Raw genomic sequence first — 19251 nt, 5'->3', positions numbered from 1 at the left:
GCAATGGAAAAGGGTTTTAGCGATATAGAGCGGTTCTTTTTAGAGGCAGAGGAAAAGAGACTCAAAACGTTGGAGGAGAGAAAGGAGAGGAAGGTACAAAAGAGGGAAAATTTAATAGGTCAGATTAAGAATTTGAATGAAAAGCTAAAGGGAAAGGACAGGAAGATAAAAGAGCTCTACAGGGAAATAGCAGTCCTTCAGAATCAAGTTTCGGAATTCAAAAAGAGGGAAAACGAGATTAAGGAGAAAGAAAAAGAGCTTAGCAGGATTGACGAGTACAGAGAAAAAATTAGGTCCCTTAATGAGGAGATATCCAAGCTCAAGGGAGAGATTTCACAGAAGAACAGGGAGATAGAGAAGCTAAGGTCTCAGGAGGTTCCTAAATCTAAGGTGGAGCTCTTCATTGAAGTTGCCCTCAACTCACTCGGAAGTTTCGTTGCCGGGGGTAAAAACATTAAGGTTCTCTTCTCAAAGAGGTTTAGAAAGGACATGGTTAAAGAGGTCTCTGTAAGGCCTTTCCTCTTTGACAGCTTTATCTCCTCACTTTCAAGGATTAATTCAACATCGAGGCTCCTGAAGAGGGACGGCAAGCACGATATCTACAGAATAAGAGTTACTTCTCCCTACGGCGAATACAGGGCAGTTTACTTAAAACTCGAAAAGGATACGATTAAATTTGTCCGATTTGGACAGAGGGACTCCATCTACGGCGAGCTTGAAACGTGTGGGTGGAAGTTTGAGTAGAGTCTTAACGGAACTTTCAGATGTCGAAAGCCACATCAACCTCTCTAAGGAGGAAAAGAGGGCCTTTAAAGAGGTGGTTCCTGTTTTTCCCTTTTCCTCAAGTCTTTACTATTTAAAACTTGCCTCCCGCTCAAAAGCAGTAAGAAGGATGCTCCTACCCTCTTTGGAGGAAATTGATGAGGAAATTCAATCTCCTGGGGAGCTTGACCCTCTATGTGAGGAGAGGGATAAGAAAACCCCCTTCCTTACACACAGGTATCCAGACAGGGTTTTAATCGTAACGACAAATTTCTGTCCTGTCCTCTGCCGATTCTGTATGAGAAAGAGGAACTGGCTTAAGCCGAAATTTTTTATAGACGAAGGGGAGATAGAGAAAGCTCTTTCTTACATCAAGGAAAATCCTAAAGTTAGGGACGTTTTAATATCTGGAGGAGACCCTCTTACCCTACCTTTGGAAAGGCTTGAAAGACTTCTATCGGGTTTAGAAAGAATAGAACACGTTGATATTGTCAGAATAGGGACGAGAATTCCGATTGTTGACCCTGAAAGGTTGTTTGATGAGAACCTATTAAACGTCCTTGAAAGGGGAAAAAAGGTCTGGATAAACACCCACTTTAACCATCCTGATGAGATTACGGAAGTCTCAAAGGAGGCAGTGGGGAGGCTTTTGGAGAGGAGAATTCCAGTAAACAATCAAACTGTTCTACTGAAGGGAGTAAATGACAACGTTGATACTCTAACGGAGCTCTTTTCAAGACTTCAAAGGATAAAGGTTCGTCCCTACTACCTCTTCCACTGTGACCCCGTTAAGGGAGTTATGCACTTCTCAACTACTATAACACTAGGAGTTGAGATTGTGAAAGAGCTCTTTAAAAGGCTCTCCCCTCTGGCGATTCCCTACTATGCAGTTGATGGTCCTGGAGGGCTTGGAAAGGTTCCAGTAATGCCTAAAAGGTTTAGAAAAATTAAAGATGGTTACATCTTTGAGAGCTTTAATGGAAAGAAATTTTTTATGGAGGATAGATAGAAAAGGGGGACAAATCCCCCTTAGTAAACTGTTATTTCTCCGTTTATAAGTCTCTTCCAGATTTCATTCATTCTTGACAAGTTTTCATTAACTATTACCTCAATCTTAGGTCTGAAGGCTTCCAAGTTCTCAGCAGACCTTACCTTTACATCAACAGCGAGAGGCTGGTTTATCGGCTTTCCAATCTGACTCACCATGTAGACGTAGGCTTCCTCAATTTCAGGAATCTCCTCCGTCACGCTCTTAGCTATATCGTTTGCCGTTATGTTGTAAAGCTTTCCTACGTGGGTAATCGGATTTTTTCCGGCTGCCGCCTCAAGACTCATAGGTCTGTAAGGAGTAATCAGCCCGTTTACCCTATTACCCCTTCCGACTTCACCGTCATCCCCGGCCTCTGCAGATGTTCCAGTTACAGTTATGTAAACGTTTTGATTCTCTATGTCGTCACCGGTGTTTATATCTACCTCAACTTCCCTAACCGTGAACTTCTTTGCAACGTCTAATGCGGTCCTCCTTACATTTTCCCTCTTCTCCACGTAGTCGTCTATGTCCTTGACAAACTTATCAACAAAAGCACAGGCTATCGTTATTTTTATCTTTTCACCTACCCTTACTCCCATAACTTTTATGTCCTCACCAACTTCGGGGTGAGCCTTTTTAAACTCCTTATCGTTTAGCCTCCTTTCTACGTGGTAAACAACATTCTCTAACTCATCGAATGGAGCAAAACCTACACCAAACGAGGTATCGTTTGAAAGGGGAAGTCCAGCCTTAAGTTGCCTCATGTATATGTCAACTAAATCAACAGAACCTGGCCTTATGTACGTGTGAATCCTTACGTGGTTTTCAGGGTCTATCGCGTGAATATTCTCCCTCAGCCAATCCTTAGCACATTCGACAGCAATCTCATCTACAGGTATTTTTTCCCCTTTGTACTCCTTTATTGCCCTTCCAGATAGGAAGATTTCTATAGGTTCCTTTACCTCTCCTCCCCCAAATTTTGGAACGGCACTTCCACCTACAAGTAGGTTCTTATCAACGTTGTGGTGGAGGACAAATCCAAACTTCTCATAGTAAATTTTGCACAGTTCAGCCGACAACCTCTCCGCAAGGGCATCGCATATTGTATCAGGATGCCCTACCCCCTTTCTTTCAACAATCTCTATCTCCTGGTTATTAACCGGCTGAATATCAAGTGGAGTAACCCTAACGTTCATTTAACATCCTCCTGAAGGTTGTTTGAAGAGACGAAATATATCATAGAATTTTCTCTATCCTTTCAATAACAATTTCAGGCTTTAAATCTACCATACACTTAAAGTGTCCCTCTGGACATTTCCTTCTTCCGTGGATTCCACAGGGTCTACACTTTAACCCTCTCAGTTCAACAATTTCTCCTCTACCGTAGGGGAAAAAACCAAACTCTGGAACTGTTGAACCGTATATTTCAACTACAGGCGTTTTTACAGAAACGGCAACGTGTACCGGAGAGGAGTCGTTTGAAACCACCAAGTTGGCTCCTTTAATTATTGAGAAAAACTCCTTTAGACTTGTTCTTCCACACAGGTTTATTGCCTTCCCCTTTGAGCTTTCAAAGGCCCTTAGGCAGTATTCAGCATCAGACTTCGAACCAACAAGGACTACCTGATAACCCCTTTTAAAAAGGTAAAGGGCTACCTCCCCATAGTACTCTGGAATCCAGGCCTTTGTATGCCAAACTGAGCCTGGTGCAAGAACAACGTAGGGTTTTTCGAGTGAAAATTTCTCCAAGGTTTTCCTTACGTAACTATCGTTTAATGGGAGCTCCGGCTCGCTATCGTAGTAAACGTTAAATTCTTCCTTCAAGGGCTCTAAGAGTGAGAGATTTCTGTCAACTTCGTGAAGTTCCCTCTTAAACTTGTGCTCTACGGTGTCTGTGTACAGAAATGAAAATCCTGAAGAGTTAAAGCCTATCCTCCTTGGAATTCCCGATAGGAAGAGCGTCAGACTTGTTCTGTGGGAGCGGTGAGGGGAAATTGCTAAATCTATATCTAACTCCCTCAGCACTTTTGAAAACTTGATTGGTGAGCTTTTTTCCGAAGCGATTATATTAAGGTAGTTAAACCCCGAAAAGACACCCTCAAATCCCCTTCTCACAACGAGAAAAATTTGCGAATCTGGAAAGGATTTCCTAACCGATTTTATAAGGGGTGAGGTGAGTATTAAATCACCTAAAAAGGCTGTCTGATAGATGAGAATTCTCAACTCTTCACCTAAATCCACCTTTTTCTACGGAAGTAGTATAGAAGTCCAATACTGAGAAGCAACATAAAGAACGAGATAACTACTATCCCGAAGGAGGAATCTGCAAGGGGTAGATTTTTAACGTTCATTCCGTAGAAAGAGGAGATAAACATGAGTGGCTCTAAAATGGCAACAAAAATTGTGAGCGTTTTCATAATATCGTTCAGCTTAAAGTTGACGAGGGAAGAGAATACGTTTAGAACGTTTTGGATGAACTCATGGAGTGTTTCAGCTCTATCGTAGAGAATACTTATTTCATCGAGTAAATCCCGAAAGTAGTGGATGTTTTCTGGATTTGCAAACTTTCCAGACAGTGAAATTGCTACCTTGTAAGTATCCCTTATCTGTTTTAAAGCTCTCCTCAAGGTTAAAATTTCGTAGGAGAGGTCGGATATGTCCTCAAGGAGCTCCGGGCTCTGTTCCTTGAAAACCTTTGCCTCTATATCGTCCGACTGCTCCTCTAAGGAGTCTGTAACGTAGCGAAACTTATCGGCGATTAAACTTGAAATAAGCCAGACTATCTTCTCAACTCCCTCCCCAAACGGAATCTCCTCTAACATTAACTCCTTTTTAGCCTCTTCAAATAATCTTCTACTTCCAACGGTTATAATAAAGTCGCTTCCCCAAAAAACGCAGAGTTTTTTCTGCCTGCTTATGCCCCCGTCGTAGTAAATCAGAAGGAGAAAAATGTAATTTTCGAAGGGTTCAGCTTTTGAACGGGCCTCACTCTTACAGTCCTCCAATGAAAGTTCGTTTATTAAAAATTTCTCCTTGAGAATTTCCTCCGTTGCTTCATCAATTCTCCTAAAGTGTATCCAGCAGGGTCTCTTTTTCAGGAATTTTTCATTTTCAACGAGGGAGGAAATGGGGACAGAAATTGTTGAAATTGCGTCTCCAGAGGGAACCACTATCCAGGCAACATTTCCCATTCCTATTTCCTGTCAAAGAATATGTTCTTACCGGAAACTGAAAGTGGAATTCCGTAACCCAATTTTATTCCCTCAGGAACAAAGTTCCCCACGATTGCAGCCTTACCAAAGGAGAACATAATTCTATTGTCTATGTTGTTTTCAGAGGCAAGTTTAACGGCTGAACCTATCGCAATTCCCAAATCTCCCACTGCATAGGAACAGTAGGCTCCTGCCTCAAGCGATTTTTCACAGTTCTCAAAACCACAAAAACCGCAGAATGGAACTCCCCTCGGTTTAACCTCTGTTCCAATAAAAACTACCAAAAGGGAATTCCTAACATTTTTAGCATCCCTGATAAAAAAGGGAATGTTTTTCTCCTTTCCTATTCTCTCCATTAAATCCGCAACCTTTTCCTTTTCCTCTCCCTCAAAGATTTTTGTATAAAGGAGATTTACACCCTTTCCTTTAGGTGCAGTAATTGCACTGCAACACATTAGCTCTGCAACAGTTTTAACTGCCTGATAGTAGGGAAAATTCATCTCTCCTCCAGAGCTCTCTCCAACTCCTCCAATCCCTTTTCAGGCTCAATTCTGTGGGCTTTGAAGACCTCTTCTAACGTTTCGTCCTTAAATCCCTCACAGTAGATACACTCCTCGAGCAATTTGTACAGAGTCTCCTCCAATTGGGGAAATTTAAGGAGGCACTCCCTTAAAGTCATTTTAAGGTTTAGCTTTCCCAAGTTTTTCCTCCTTAAGAAGGGGGAAATCCCCCCATTAACTACATCGTTAGGTCTAAAATTTTCCCAGCCCTTTCAATATCCTCACTTGAAGGCTGTCTGACTCCTGGGTCAACTTCCTTCATGATTCTTGCAAGGATGTAAATAAGAGTTCCTACTATTTCAGGGAGTTTCTTTTCAAGTTCAGCCTCCAAAGGATACTTGAGTGGTGGCTTTGTTGCAAGAAAGTCTAAAACATCCTGGAGTGGGAATTCCTCCTCCAACTCTCTGAACTTATGCATAGACTCCAAAAATCCCTTTGTTAAAGGAACGTCACACTCCCAAATAACCTCCCTGTTGTTGAACTTTGCATTCCTCTCCCCGATTAGGAGTAAGTCGTAGAGTTTCTTCTCTACAATGTCTGTAATCTCCTTAGCCTTGTTCTTGTCAATGTCAAGGCTTGCTGCTTTCCTAAGTAGTGCTTCAAGCTTTGCAAATCCTACAACTGCCATTTCTCCCTCCTTGTTTTTTTACTTTTCCAAAATTTAAGTTCACCAATGGCTTAGGACAAGGATATAATTTCGAATAATCTTTAAAAGTTAGCTTTGGAGGAAAGGTTGTACATTGAGGAAGGAAAAAGAGCTCCAAACTTCTGTTTAGAGAACGATGAGGGTAAAAAGGTTTGCCTTGAGGATTTTAAAGGAAAGTGGGTAGTTCTCTACTTCTATCCGAAGGATAACACTCCCGGCTGTACAAAGGAGGCTGAAGACTTTTCTGAAAGGACTGACGAGTTTGATAAGTTAAATGCTGTTGTTTTAGGAGTAAGTCCAGATTCCGTTGAGAGCCATAGAAAATTTAAGGAAAAGAGGAATTTGAAGGTAACCCTTCTCAGTGATGAAAGTAAAGAAATTCTTAAAACCTATGGAGTTTGGCAGAAGAAGAAAATGTACGGAAGGGAGTACTTTGGGGTTGTTAGAACGACATACTTAATAGACCCTGAGGGAACTGTAAGAAAAGTTTGGAAGAGGGTAAGAGTTAAGGGGCATGCCGATAAAGTACTAGAAACGCTAAGAAAACTTCAGGAGGAAAGATAAAGATGAGAAAATTAATTGCTCTTACAGGAGTTTTTCTCCTTTCAGCAACAGCTGGAGCAAACGCAATTACAATTTCGGCAGGCGGAGGTGCTTGGAGGGAGAATCCTGAAGGTTGGATTGAGTACAAAAGTGACAGTGTTCAGGGAACAGGTGTAAGTTCAAAAACACACGTAGATGTCGATGATGACCTTAATCTTGGTACAGAAACAAAGGGGGAAGGTTGGTTTAAGATTTCAGATATTCCAATTCCCCTTTTCCCGGATGTAAAAGTTCAATATACGGGAATGAAGTTTACAGGGAGTGGAGTAGTTAATAGCTCCTTTACCTTCGGAAAAATAACTGTTCCTACAAAGTCTTACGTTGAGTCAAAGCTAAGAGCGAATCAGGTTGATGTTACCTTGACTTACAGCATTCCCTTTTTAAGAAAGGCAACATCTGGAAGGGTAAGTGCAAACTGGGGAGTTAACGTAAAGGTTATTGATGGATATGTAAGGGTTAAGTACAGAAGTACTGCAGGAAATGGCGAAGACAGTAAATCCGCAACTATTCCGGTTCCTATGGTTCACTTGGATGGAGAGATTAGACCTATAGACCTTGTAGGACTTGAATTATCAGGAAACTTTGTAGGATACGGTGGAAGTAAGTTTTACGAGACGGAAGCTGAGTTAAAAGTTTATCCTATAAAGCACACCTTCTTGGGAGTTGGTTACAGATATCAGAGACTAAAAATTGACGATATTTCAGACGTTTCATCAGACCTCAAAGTTAAAGGTGTCTTTGCAGAGGCAGGAATAAGGTTTTAAGGGAGAGAGATGAATAAGAGAATCAGGGAACTGAAAGCCTATCCCATGGATAGGCTAAACAGGGCAAAGGAGGAGCTCCGAAGGAAGGGAGTAAAAATTTACGACTTTGGAACGGGAGACCCTAAGGAGCCTACAGATGAGAGGATAAGGAGAGCTCTCTGTGAGGCCGTTCCCGAGGTTAGTCAGTATCCTACTGTTAAGGGGAGAAGGGATTTAAGGGAGGCAGTATCAAACTGGTTCAAAAATAGGTTTGGTGTTGAAATTGACCCGGAGAGAGAGGTAATACCAACTGCCGGCTCAAAGGAGGCAATTTTTCACTTTCCTTTAGTCTTTTTAGATACGGATTCAGAAAAGAAGAGGGTAATCTTTGGAACTCCCGCTTATCCCGTTTATGAGAGGGGAACGCTCTTTGCTGGAGGTATTCCCCATCCAGTCGAACTTAAGTACAAGGACAGATTTCTCCTGAGGCTCGACAGAATTCCTAAATCAATCTTGGAAGAAACAGCAATCGTCTGGATTAACTATCCACACAACCCTACTGGGGCTGTAGCCCCAATCTCCTACCTCGAAGAAATTTACGGAATATGTAGGGAAAATAACATTATTCTCTGCTCTGACGAGTGCTATACAGAAATTTACTTCAAAGAGCCTCCTCCATCCCTCCTCCAAGTTGGTAAGGAGGGGGCTGTTGTATTTCACTCACTCTCTAAACGAAGTGGAATGACGGGTTACAGGTCGGGATTTGTTGCAGGTGATGAGAAAATAGTTCAGGAGTTTTTAAAGTACCGCTCTTCCTTTGGAGTTGCATCCCAGGACTTTGTTCAGCAGGCTGCAAAAGTGGCATGGAGCGATGAGGAACACGTTAGGAAAAGGAGGGAAATCTTTAAGAAAAAGGCAGAGATATTTGACAAATTCTTCAGGGAAATCGGCCTTGAGTTTCTTCCCGTTAAAGCCACTTTCTACTTCTGGGTAAAGCTTCCTGAAGGAGTTTCCGGAGAGGACTATGCCCTCCATTTACTAAACTACGGAATTGTAATTTCTCCGGGAGAGTTTTTTGGTAAGGGAGGAGAGGGATTCTTCAGAATAGCCCTCGTTCCAACAGTTGAGGAGTGTAGAGAGGCCGTTGAAGTTTGGATAAAAGCCCACAAGGAGTTTAAGCTTTGAAAATAAGGGAACGTAAAAGAAGCTTAATTTCTGAAATTAACCTCTCTCCCCTTTTAGACCTCACACTGATGCTTGTTATATTTCTTGCGGTAACTACCGAGTTTATCTCAGGAGGGGAGATAAAAGTTCAGGTTCCAAAGGGCGGAGCAGCAATTCAGGAAATGGGAGAGAGTGTAAAAATCACAATGGACAGGTGGGGTAGGATATACTACAGGGGGAAGCTCTACAAGGACCCTCTCAAGGTAGCAAACGTCATTCCAAAGGATAGGAGGGTCTTCATTAAGGCAGATAAGGAAACTCCTTACCAGTACGTTTTCAATCTCCTCGATACGTTAAGAAAGTCTGGTGTCAAAAAGGTATCTCTTGTGGGGCAAAGAGTTGAGTGAGTGTGAGTTCATATCTAAAAGTGAAGAGGAAACGAAAAAATTAGGAAGAGCTCTGGGAAAGGTCCTTCCTGAGGGAGCTCTATTAATCCTAAAGGGAGATTTAGGCTGTGGAAAAACAATTTTAACGAAGGGAATTGCCTCGGCACTTGGAATTCCCGAAGATGAAGTCTCGTCACCTTCGTTTACACTTGTTCATGAGTATGAAAAATTGGTCCACTCCGACCTTTACAGGTTAGGAAGTGGAGATTTGTCGGATTTGGGGCTTGACGAGCTCTTAACCGATAAGAGAATAAAGGTCTTTGAGTGGGGAGAGTCCTTGGAAGGTGAGGAGGATGCTATTGTTGTTGAGTGCTCTGATAGGGGAGACTACAGAGTCTTTAAGGTAAAGGACCCTAAGGGTAAAATTTGCGAAAAATTAAAGGAAATTCTGGAGGAGAAATGTCAAGAATAGCAGATGTAAGGGCAAGGGAGATTTTGGATTCAAGGGGAAATCCTACAGTTGAGGTAGAGGTAACCCTTGAAAGCGGAGTAGTTGCAAGGGCTGCCGTTCCAAGTGGAGCATCGACCGGAGAGAAGGAGGCTTTGGAGCTCCGAGACAAGGACCCAAAGAGGTACATGGGAAAGGGAGTCTTAAAGGCCGTCAAAAACGTTAACGAGGTTATAGCTCCAGCCCTCATAGGAGTTGAGTCAGCAGACCAGGCTAACGTTGACAGGCTTATGATTGAGCTTGATGGAACTCCCAACAAGAGCAACTTGGGAGCAAATGCAATTTTGGGCGTTTCAATGGCGGTATGTAGGGCATCTGCCGAGGAGTTGGGACTTCCTCTCTTTAGGTACATTGGAGGAACAAATGCTAAGGAGCTTCCCGTTCCTATGATGAACATTTTAAACGGTGGAGTCCATGCGGATAACAACGTTGACCTTCAGGAGTTTATGATAATGCCCGTTGGAGGAGAAACGTTCTCTGAATCCCTTAGGATAGGGGTTGAGGTTTACCATACACTTAAAAAGGTTCTAAAGAGGATGGGGCACTCAACGAACGTTGGAGACGAAGGGGGATTTGCTCCCAACCTAACATCAAATGAGGAGGCTATCCAAGTAATATTAAGGGCTATAGAGGAGGCAGGATACACTCCAGGGGAGGACGTTCTCATTGCACTTGATGCAGCATCAAGTGAGTTCTACAAGGGGGAAGGAGTTTACGAGCTTTCTGGAGAGGGTAAGAAACTAAACAGGGAAGAGCTTGTTGACTTCTACAGGAGTTTGGTTGAGAAGTATCCAATTATCTCAATAGAGGACGGAATGGCAGAGGACGACCACGAAGGTTGGAAACTTCTCACTGCAGCATTGGGGGATAAGGTTCAGCTTGTAGGGGATGACGTTTTCTGTACAAATACGGAGCTCCTCAGAATCGGAATAAAGGAGGGATTTGCAAACTCAATTCTCATAAAGCTGAACCAGATAGGAACTGTAACTGAAACACTTGAAACTATAGAGATGGCAAAGAGGGCAAACTACACAACTGTCGTTTCCCACCGTTCAGGGGAGACCGAGGATAACTTCATAGCAGACCTTGCCGTTGCTGTAAACAGTGGTCAGATTAAGACAGGAGCTCCGGCAAGGAGTGAAAGGAACGCCAAGTACAACCAGCTTTTGAGAATTGAGGAAATCCTGAACGGCTCTGCAGTATTTAAAGGAGTGGACGTCTTTTACAACTTAGAGTTCTAATCGGGGGCTTGTCCCCCTTCCTTTAATTCCTAAATTCCCCTTCAAAACTTCTGGAGGTTAAACTTTTGGAGTTCTCAAAAATTTCTGAGAATTTAGAGTTTATCCAGAGTAAGTTGGGAACCTTTCAGATAGAGGTACCGTCAGAGGAGAGAATAGGAGAGTTAGCCTACAGCTACTATTGGGATTACAACTGTGAGTATGCGGTAATTACAGCATTTAACGAAGAGGCCCAATTTCCAATAACGTACAGTGAAATTAGGATGTTAACAGAAAAACTCCCCCACAAATGGGGAGTGGTATGTGGAGCTCTAACGGGAGCGTTTTTTCTATTTTCAGCAACCCTTACGTTAGAACTTTCAGTTCAAGCTGCAAAGGAGTTGATAGATTTTCACAACAGAACTCCCCTTCCAATCTTCAAAGGAAAAAGGTTCAAAGACCTCCCAAAGGTAGCAGTTGGTTCAATTCTGTGTAGAGACTCCATTCTAAATTGGAGCAGAAAAGCTGGAGTACCTCCAAGGAGTCTGGAAAGAGCAGAAAGGTGTGCAGCAATAACTGCAGATGTAGCTATGAAGACGGTCCAGCTCATCAAAAAGTACTCCTCAGAGCCTGTAGAAGTTAGATGAACTTCTTAGAGCTCTACGTTGTAATTGTCACTGCCGTTTCTTTCGGTTACATCTTAGCAGCCCTCTTGGTTGAAACGGGAACTGTCAACTGGATAGGTTTAAAAACCCTTTCCCTTTCAAAGTTTGGACTCCACCCACTACTTACAAACGTTCCTGTTCTCTACCTGATAACCCCAAGGGCTGCTCACGTTGCTGCTTCTGAGCTCCTTAAAAAGGGAGAGATAGAACCAAAAGACCTCTATTTAGCCATTCTTGCTTCAAACCTACCGATGAGGCTTATGTTTCTCTACCGCTACTACCTTCCCGTTCTCCTTCCCCTCATAGGAATTATCGCTGTTTACTATGCCCTCCTAAGGCTCTTCTTTGACATAATAATCTTTATCTTCGTTTCAGTAGTTGGAAAGAGGAGATACAGAAGTGCTCAGGTTGAGATTTCAAAACTTGATGGATTCAAACCAGAAATTTCTGTAGAGAGCTTAAAGAGGGGAATAAAGAAGGGAATTAAGGAAGCTCTTCTTTTTCTTTTAAAGTTTACTCCCCTCTTTTTACTCGTTGTCTTTCTAATAAAGAATGGCATAATGAACTGGTTAACAGTTAAACTAAATCCAGTTTTTGGAAGTTTAGGTTTTAACTCCCTTGAGATAACCTACATAACAACTGCTGCAATAAGCCCTCCCGTTGCCTACGGACTTATAAAATTGATGATAAAGGAAGGAATAAGGATAACTCACATACTGGGAACAATGGCTGTTGGAAATGCCATGTTTTCTCTTCTTAGGAGCTGGTGGGCTTATCTTCTCCCTTACTACGTAGGGCTTTATCCCTTGAGGATTACGCTGAACCTACTTCTACTTCAGGCAGGGCTTCCGATAATTTACAATTTTACTGTAGGAATAATCTTAGTTAAGTGGTTCTAATGGAAGGAAAGGAACTTAAGCACTTTCTCGTAAGGTTGAGACAGTTTAACCTAAAGCATCCAGATTGGGCAGTACTCGTTGAGGGCAAGAGGGACAGGAGAGCTTTAGAGAGGTTGGGAGTTGAAAATGTAATAGATTTAAAGGGAAGGAAATTTCACGACGTTGCGGAGTACCTCTCTGAAAATTTTAGGGGCGTTGTTTTACTGACGGACTTCGACCCTGAAGGTGAGGAGATATTTAACAAGTTAAGCAGAATTTTAAAGGGATACGGACTGAAGGTTGATGGGAGCTTTAGGGAGGAGCTCCGACAAACGGGAGTGAAGTTTGTAGAAAAAATAGTTGAGGAATTGAGGAGGAGAGATGGAATCTGAAGTCAACGAGTTTGAGAGGGATAAGAGAATAGAGGAGGGAATTTTTGAGGCTCTACATAGATTCAACAAACCCTTAAAGGCGAGGGAGATAGCTAAGTACTTGGGAATTCCACCTGAGGAGAGGGGGGAGCTCCGTGAAAAGCTCAAGGAACTTGCAAAGAGGGGAAAACTTGTAAAGCTGAAAGGGGCAAAGTACGCCCTTCCTGAAAAGCTGAACTTAGTCGTTGGAAAGCTCTGTGTTTACAGAGAAGGGTACGGATTTGTTGACCCGATAGAGGGAGGAAAGGGAGTTTTTGTTCCAGGGAGAAACATGTCTGGAGCAATGAACGGAGATATTGTTGCAGTTGAGATTGTAAAGGAAGGTAGGGAAGGGAGAAGAGAGGGAAAGATAGTTTCGATAATTGAAAGAGCCGTTAAGAAAATTGTAGGAAGGGTTGAAAAGAGCAAAAAGTCATGCTTTGTTGTACCTGAGGATAAGAGAATTCGCTACGACGTTATTCTTACCCATGAGGACTGTAAAAACGTTGAGGATGGGGACTACGTTGTTGTAGAGATAATCTCCTATCCATCTGAAACAAGGGGACCTGTAGGAAGGGTGGTTGAGAACTTGGGAAAAACCGGTCCAAAGCTTGATATAGAGCTGATAATAAGAAAGTACGACCTTCCCGTTGAGTTTCCAAGGGAGGTTTTGGAAGAAGCTGAAAAAATTCCTCTTGAGGTTAAAGAGGAGGAAATAGAAGGAAGGGTTGACTTAAGGGAGCAGCTTTGTTTTACCATAGATGGGGAAAATGCAAGGGACTTTGACGATGCAGTTGCAATAAAGAAACTTCCAAACGGTAACTATAAACTCTTTGTCCACATAGCAGATGTTTCCCACTATGTAAAACCGGGAAGTTTCCTTGATAGGGAAGCCTACAAGAGGGGAACGAGTGTTTACTTTCCAGATAGGTGCATTCCAATGCTTCCAGAGAGGCTCTCAAACGGAATATGCTCCCTCAATCCTAACGTAGATAGGTTGACGTTTACCTGTGAAATGGAGATAAACAGAAGGGGATTTGTTGTTGACTACAAGATATACGAGAGTGTTATCCACAGTAAGGCAAGGCTCACTTACACGATTGCTCAGAAAATAATTGATGGGGATGAGGAGGCTATAGATAAGTTTCCCCACGTTGTTGATTCCCTGAAAACAATGTACGAACTTGCCCAAATTCTCTACAAGAAAAGGTACAAGAGGGGATCCTTAGACTTTGACCTTCCAGAGCCTGTTGTCGTTCTCAACGCAGAGGGGGAACCGATAGACATATACAAGGCAGAGAGGCTCTGGAGTCACAGAATTATAGAGGAGTTTATGATTGCAGCAAACGAGACCGTTGCCGAGTACATGTTCTGGACGGACTATCCGAGTATATACAGAGTTCACGAGTCACCGGACAGGGAGAAGCTACAGGAGTTTCTCAACTTTGTTCGCTCACTTGGAATAAGAGCTCCCTCCGTTCAAAACGACGTTCAGCCAAAGCTCCTCCAGAAAATTTTGGAGCAGGTCGAAGGGAAACCTGAGGAAAAGTTGGTCAATTACTTAATGCTGAGAACAATGGCAAGGGCAAAGTACTCCCCCGATAACATTGGACACTTTGGACTGGCTTCAACCTACTATACCCACTTTACTTCTCCCATAAGGAGGTATGCAGACCTCCAGCTTCACAGGCTCATAAAGATGGCTTTAAAGGGAGAGTTCAAACCTGAATCTATACCTGCATGGGAGGAAAAGTTAGAGATTGTCTGTAAGCACGTTACGGAGCGCTCAATTACGGCGGACGAGGCAGAAAGGGACGTTGTTGAACTTAAAAAACTCCAGTACGCACAGAACCACGTAGGAGAGGTCTTTGAGGCAATAATTACAGGAGTTTCAGAACAAGGGCTTTACATAGAAACGATAGAGCAGGTAATTCCAGGTTTCATTCACGTTACAAATTTAAAGAACGACTACTACATATGTGTTCCTAAACAGTACTGTTTAGTAGGGGAAAAGACGGGAACGGTATTTAGAATCGGGGACAGAGTCCTTGCAAAACTTTTGAGTGTCGACGTTGAAAGTAGAAGGGCTGACTTTGAAATCGTGAGGAAGTTGAGTTGAAATTGGCAGTTATCTACGATGATGTATTTTTAAAGCACGATTTACCAACCCATCCTGAAAACGCTCTAAGGCTCAAGTACTTCATGAAGCCCATTTTTGAGGCAGAGCTCCCGATAATAAAACCGAAGCAAGTTTCCTACGAGCTCTTAAGGGCCATTCACAGCGAAAACTACATAACAGATGTGATAACCTCCTGTCGGGAGAGAGCTCCAAGATTTTTCGACCCCGATACGTACTACAACCAGTTCACCTGTGATTCAGCTCTAATGGCAGCAGGAGCTAACGAGTTAGGGGTGGAAATACTGAAAAGTGGGGAGTTTGATGCAGTTTTCTGTGCAGTAAGACCTCCGGGACACCACGCAGAAAGGGATAGGGCAATGGGATTTTGCATATTTAACAATGTAGCAGTTGCTGCAGTAAAAGCCCTATCCTTAGACTTTGAAAGGGTATTTATCGTTGACTTTGATGCTCACCATGGAAACGGAACTCAGAGTACATTCTACGACAATCCAAACGTCTTCTACTTCTCAACCCACCAGTATCCCTTCTACCCTGGAACGGGAAGTGAAAAGGAGAACAACGACCACATCCTAAACGTTCCAATGGGGGAGGGAAGTGGTGATAGGGAATACATGGAGGTCTATTCTGGTATTTTCAGAAAAACCGTAAGGGAATTTGAACCTGAAGTAATTCTTGTATCTGCAGGGTACGACCTACACTCGGACGACCCTCTTACAGGCCTTGAGGTTTCAGATAGTGGCGTTGAGTTTGTAGTCTCCCAAATTGTTGAGTCTGCAAAGGAGCTCTCAGTTCCGATACTCTTTACCCTTGAGGGAGGGTACAACTTGAGAGCTCTTGAAAGATGTTCGAGAATTTCCATGAATGTAATAACTTCCTGAGATACATTACAATTTCTTAAAAATTTTAAGGAAGTCAGATGAAGGGAAAGAGAGCTCTAATCATCTTTATAGTTTCTTTTCTACTCTTAGTTCTACCTAACGGTCTCTACTCGGCCTTTGACAAGGATGAGCCAAAGTACTTAGAGGCCGCCTATGAGATGGTTAAATCGGGAGACTACATTACTCCCTACTACAACTACGAATTCAGGTTTGATAAACCGATTCTAATTTACTGGCTCATAGCTTTAGGATACAAAATTTTCGGAGTTAACGAATTTGGAGGAAGATTTTTTGTCTCCATATTTGGTATCCTTACAGTTCTACTCCTCTACTGGTGGCTCTCAAGGTGGAAGAAGGAAGAGTTTGCATTCTGGAGCTCCTTAGTTCTCCTTTCCCTTTTAGACTTTATAGTGATGTCCTCGGTAGCAATGCCCGACATTGTTTTAACCTTTTTCATCTCAGCATCCCTCATTTTCTTCTTCGAGGGACACCACAGAAAAAATAAAAACTACCACAGGTTGGCATTCCTCTTCTCCGGACTTGCAACACTCACAAAGGGACCTGTTGGTCTTGCCCTACCAGGAATTATTGCCATTTTCTACATGGTTTTAAGGAGGGAGCTCAAAGAGGGACTTAAGAGAATTCCCTGGTTTTCCGGATTTTTTATCTACTTTTTAGTTGTTCTACCTTGGTATGGGGCAGTTTTAAAGAAGCACGGATACGAATTCTTTAAGGAATTTATCATCTTTCACAACATCCACCGTTTTACAGGAAAAATTCCGGGCCACCCAACCTATTGGTGGTACTACCTTGCCAACTATTTCTGGCTCTACATTCCCTGGGTTTTCTTCTTCCCCTTTGCAGTATACAGAGTATTCCAGAGAAAAAACTTTCTCAGTAATCCTGTACTCGAGTTTTCCCTCGTCTGGTTTTCTACTGTACTTTTATTCTTCCAGATAGCCCACACAAAATTGGCCCACTACCTACTTCCCTCATTTCCTCCGTTTGCCGTTTTAACAACTTGGTACTTAATGAGGTTTAGAGAAAACCTCCCTTCCTACTTAACCGCATTCTACTTTACACTTTTAACGTTTATAGGATGTGCCTTCTGGCTCTACAAAGGTTGGCCTCTATGGGGAGCTCTCTTCTTAATTCCTCCACTCGTAGCTTCGTGGCTTTCCCTCTGGAGTGGCAGAGCTCTCCAGGTACTTACTGTTGGCTTTTTAACTGGAATGATTCTGTTTAAGTGGGTAACATTACCCTCTTTAGAGCCCTACAGAGCTAAACCTCAGATAGGTAAGGAATTGAGGAAGTTGAATGCAAAATGTAAGGAGTGTAAATTTGCATTTTTCGACTATACAAGTCCAGAGATAGTCTTCTACTACAGAAGCGGTAAGTTGAGGGATTTAAACAGGGATAAAATAGTTAAGCTTCTAAACAGTAGAAAACCTGTTGTTGTAGTAACGAGGGAAAACAGGCTTAGGAGATTAAAGGGAATTCAATACCACATTCTTGACAGGAAGAAGGAACTGCTTACAAAACACAGTATAGTTGTCATTTCAAACTACAATTTGGAGAAGCTATATGGAGGAAATTAAAAAGCTCTCTGTTGTTATTCCCGTTTACAACGAGGAGGAGAATGTCCCCATTCTCTACAAACAGTTAGTAGAAGTTTTAAGAGAACTTCCCTACGACTATGAAGTTATCTTCGTTAACGACGGAAGTACAGACAGGACAGGGGAGATTTTAGAGGAGATTGCGAGGAAGGATAAAAAGGTAAAAGTAATAGAGTTTTCGAGGAACTTCGGACAGACTCCTGCAATTGTTGCAGGGATAGACCACTCAGCGGGCGATGTGATAATTACGATGGATGGAGACCTCCAGAACGACCCGAAAGACATTCCAAGATTAATTGAAAAGATAAAGGAAGGCTACGATGTTGTAAGTGGCTGGAGAAAGAACAGAAAGGATGCAGCAGTTTCAAGGAAGCTTCCCTCAAAGGTGGCAAACTGGTTAATAGGAAAACTGACTGGAGTGAGAATTCACGACTACGGATGCACTTTGAAGGCGTACAGGAGTGATGTAATAAAGAGAGTAAGGCTCTATGGAGAGCTCCACAGGTTCATTCCAGCCCTCGTTTCGACAGTAACTTCTCCAAACAGAATAGTAGAAATTCCCGTTGAGCACCACCCAAGGAGGTTTGGAAGGTCAAAGTATGGAATATCGAGGACCTTCAAGGTGATTTCCGACCTATTCTTCATCTGGTTCTTACAAAAGTTTATGCAGAAACCAATTCACTTCTTTGGCCTCTTAGGAATAGTTCTCTTTTCTATAGGTTTCTTTCCGTTTCTCTACCTCGTCCTTCTGAAGTTAACGGGACACTCAATAGGACAGAGACCTCTACTAATAATATCTGTCCTATTTATGATTGCTGGAACTCAGATGTTCACTACCGGAATTTTGAGTGAAATCCTCATGAGAATCTACTACGAGTCTCAGAACAAAAAGCCCTACGTTGTAAGGAGAGCTCTCAACGTTGAAGAGAAATAGCCTACTTGTATCTCTAATAATACTTTCAATCTTTATCTACTTTCTCGTTGAGTACAACGTATTCTCAAAACTTAACGAAATTCTCAACTGCCTATCTCCAATATACTTGTTTCTATCCCTCATTATCTATATCTCTACCTATTTTCTACGGGCAAAGAGATTTACCCTATTCTTTCCAGAAATTAAAACGTTAGACCTATCAGCAGTTATGGCAGTTCACACATTCTTCAACAATCTACTTCCTTTTAGGTCTGGAGAAGCTTCGTTTCCCATAATTTTGAAGAAGCTTTTTAGCGTAGAAGGAGTAATTTCATCGGCGACACTTTTATTGGTAAGGTTGTTTGATTTACTCTCCTTATCCATTCTTTTTACTCTTTCTACAGTATTTATTTCTTTTCAGAACAAGAAATTACTCTTGATTTCTGTATTTTTGTTTTTTTTCATTCTCCTAATAATTTTTATAGGCTTTAAGTTATTGAGAAAGTTTAAAAATAAGTTTCCCATAGCTTTTACTCTGTTCAGTTTCTTCTCCAATTTTAACTCAAAGAAGAATTTAACCCTCGTTTTTACCTACTCAATTTTAAATTGGACTTTTAAATTTCTCTCTTTTTTCTTTATATTGAAGGCTGGAGGAATAAACATCTCATTTCCAAAAACGATATTTGTAGCAACATTCGGTGAATTAACTACTGTTCTACCGATTCACAGTATAGGGGGATTCGGAACTTACGAAGCAGGTTTGGTTGGAGGCTTTGCTCTACTTGGATTAAAAGGAAGTTACGCCCTAACTGTGGCTTTCTACTTTCACCTCTTACTCTTTACAATGTCAGGGGTTCTTGCCTTTTTCGGATGGATTTATCTATCAGGGAAATTTAAAGGGTAGGCACGAGGCCTACCTT

At 42.2% G+C, this 19251-nt stretch carries 22 protein-coding genes; 16 read left to right on the top strand and 6 right to left on the bottom strand.

Annotated features, from left to right (window positions below; genetic code table 11):
* Positions 1-3: 3 nt before the first annotated feature.
* Positions 4-744, top strand: a complete 741-nt coding sequence (locus tag FN732_RS01260; RefSeq protein ID WP_142933802.1) for a hypothetical protein — start codon at positions 4-6, stop codon at positions 742-744.
* Positions 737-1771 (top strand): KamA family radical SAM protein, encoded by a 1035-nt coding sequence (locus FN732_RS01255; protein ID WP_246051267.1) that lies wholly within the window; start codon positions 737-739, stop codon positions 1769-1771. Before FN732_RS01260 ends, FN732_RS01255 begins: the two co-directional genes overlap by 8 nt.
* A gap of 20 nt (positions 1772-1791) precedes the next feature.
* Here the strand turns inward: FN732_RS01255 and FN732_RS01250 are convergent, their stop codons facing one another.
* The 6 genes from FN732_RS01250 to FN732_RS01225 are packed head-to-tail and all read right to left on the bottom strand — an operon-like array spanning position 1792 to position 6192.
* Positions 1792-2988 carry a methionine adenosyltransferase gene (locus FN732_RS01250; protein WP_142933798.1) on the bottom strand — a complete coding sequence of 399 codons (1197 nt, stop codon included), beginning with the start codon at positions 2986-2988 and terminating at the stop codon, positions 1792-1794.
* A gap of 40 nt (positions 2989-3028) precedes the next feature.
* Complete coding sequence (gene waaF / locus FN732_RS01245; RefSeq protein ID WP_246051263.1) at positions 3029-4033, bottom strand: lipopolysaccharide heptosyltransferase II; 1005 nt, start codon at positions 4031-4033, stop codon at positions 3029-3031.
* Positions 4024-4983, bottom strand: a complete 960-nt coding sequence (locus FN732_RS01240) for a magnesium transporter CorA family protein (RefSeq protein ID WP_142933795.1) — start codon at positions 4981-4983, stop codon at positions 4024-4026. The genes waaF and FN732_RS01240 overlap by 10 nt, the downstream gene beginning before the upstream one ends.
* A 2-nt stretch (positions 4984-4985) precedes the next feature.
* Entirely contained in the window at positions 4986-5504 is a 519-nt protein-coding gene (locus tag FN732_RS01235; RefSeq protein ID WP_142933793.1) for a ferredoxin domain-containing protein, read from the bottom strand.
* Entirely contained in the window at positions 5501-5704 is a 204-nt protein-coding gene (locus FN732_RS01230; RefSeq protein ID WP_142933791.1) for a hypothetical protein, read from the bottom strand. The genes FN732_RS01235 and FN732_RS01230 overlap by 4 nt, the downstream gene beginning before the upstream one ends.
* A gap of 38 nt (positions 5705-5742) precedes the next feature.
* Positions 5743-6192: a DUF1931 family protein gene (locus FN732_RS01225; protein ID WP_142933789.1), complete on the bottom strand. Its 450-nt coding sequence runs from the start codon at positions 6190-6192 to the stop codon at positions 5743-5745.
* Between the two features lie 111 nt (positions 6193-6303).
* Between FN732_RS01225 and bcp the strand changes: the two genes are divergently transcribed.
* The 14 genes from bcp (at position 6304) to FN732_RS01155 (ending at position 19235) form a co-directional block, all read left to right on the top strand.
* The gene (gene bcp, locus FN732_RS01220) at positions 6304-6774 is read left to right on the top strand and encodes a thioredoxin-dependent thiol peroxidase (protein WP_142933823.1); all 471 of its coding nucleotides are present in this window, start codon (positions 6304-6306) and stop codon (positions 6772-6774) included.
* A gap of 2 nt (positions 6775-6776) precedes the next feature.
* Complete coding sequence (locus tag FN732_RS01215; RefSeq protein ID WP_142933787.1) at positions 6777-7577, top strand: TIGR04219 family outer membrane beta-barrel protein; 801 nt, start codon at positions 6777-6779, stop codon at positions 7575-7577.
* 9 nt (positions 7578-7586) lie between these two features.
* Complete coding sequence (gene dapC / locus FN732_RS01210; RefSeq protein WP_142933785.1) at positions 7587-8741, top strand: succinyldiaminopimelate transaminase; 1155 nt, start codon at positions 7587-7589, stop codon at positions 8739-8741.
* Complete coding sequence (locus tag FN732_RS01205; protein WP_142933783.1) at positions 8738-9127, top strand: ExbD/TolR family protein; 390 nt, start codon at positions 8738-8740, stop codon at positions 9125-9127. Before dapC ends, FN732_RS01205 begins: the two co-directional genes overlap by 4 nt.
* A complete protein-coding gene (tsaE, locus tag FN732_RS01200; RefSeq protein WP_142933781.1) occupies positions 9120-9578 on the top strand; it encodes a tRNA (adenosine(37)-N6)-threonylcarbamoyltransferase complex ATPase subunit type 1 TsaE in 459 nt (152 codons plus the stop codon). The genes FN732_RS01205 and tsaE overlap by 8 nt, the downstream gene beginning before the upstream one ends.
* A complete protein-coding gene (gene eno / locus FN732_RS01195; protein ID WP_142933779.1) occupies positions 9566-10855 on the top strand; it encodes a phosphopyruvate hydratase in 1290 nt (429 codons plus the stop codon). Before tsaE ends, eno begins: the two co-directional genes overlap by 13 nt.
* Positions 10856-10920: 65 nt before the next feature.
* Positions 10921-11478, top strand: a complete 558-nt coding sequence (locus FN732_RS01190) for a C-GCAxxG-C-C family protein (RefSeq protein WP_142933776.1) — start codon at positions 10921-10923, stop codon at positions 11476-11478.
* Entirely contained in the window at positions 11475-12395 is a 921-nt protein-coding gene (locus FN732_RS01185) for a hypothetical protein (protein WP_142933774.1), read from the top strand. The genes FN732_RS01190 and FN732_RS01185 overlap by 4 nt, the downstream gene beginning before the upstream one ends.
* Positions 12395-12766 carry a toprim domain-containing protein gene (locus tag FN732_RS01180; RefSeq protein WP_142933772.1) on the top strand — a complete coding sequence of 124 codons (372 nt, stop codon included), beginning with the start codon at positions 12395-12397 and terminating at the stop codon, positions 12764-12766. Before FN732_RS01185 ends, FN732_RS01180 begins: the two co-directional genes overlap by 1 nt.
* On the top strand, positions 12756-14903 hold the full coding sequence (rnr, locus tag FN732_RS01175; RefSeq protein ID WP_142933770.1) for a ribonuclease R: 2148 nt from the start codon (positions 12756-12758) through the stop codon (positions 14901-14903). The genes FN732_RS01180 and rnr overlap by 11 nt, the downstream gene beginning before the upstream one ends.
* The gene (locus FN732_RS01170) at positions 14900-15802 is read left to right on the top strand and encodes a histone deacetylase family protein (protein WP_142933768.1); all 903 of its coding nucleotides are present in this window, start codon (positions 14900-14902) and stop codon (positions 15800-15802) included. The genes rnr and FN732_RS01170 overlap by 4 nt, the downstream gene beginning before the upstream one ends.
* A gap of 38 nt (positions 15803-15840) precedes the next feature.
* On the top strand, positions 15841-17400 hold the full coding sequence (locus tag FN732_RS01165; RefSeq protein ID WP_142933766.1) for an ArnT family glycosyltransferase: 1560 nt from the start codon (positions 15841-15843) through the stop codon (positions 17398-17400).
* Positions 17387-18352, top strand: a complete 966-nt coding sequence (locus tag FN732_RS01160) for a glycosyltransferase family 2 protein (protein WP_142933764.1) — start codon at positions 17387-17389, stop codon at positions 18350-18352. The genes FN732_RS01165 and FN732_RS01160 overlap by 14 nt, the downstream gene beginning before the upstream one ends.
* Positions 18339-19235: a lysylphosphatidylglycerol synthase transmembrane domain-containing protein gene (locus FN732_RS01155; RefSeq protein WP_142933762.1), complete on the top strand. Its 897-nt coding sequence runs from the start codon at positions 18339-18341 to the stop codon at positions 19233-19235. The genes FN732_RS01160 and FN732_RS01155 overlap by 14 nt, the downstream gene beginning before the upstream one ends.
* The last annotated feature ends 16 nt before the right edge of the window (positions 19236-19251 follow it).

Source organism: Balnearium lithotrophicum (genome assembly GCF_900182585.1).
Lineage (GTDB): Bacteria > Aquificota > Aquificia > Desulfurobacteriales > Desulfurobacteriaceae > Balnearium > Balnearium lithotrophicum.
This window is presented reverse-complemented; position numbering and strand designations above follow the sequence as displayed.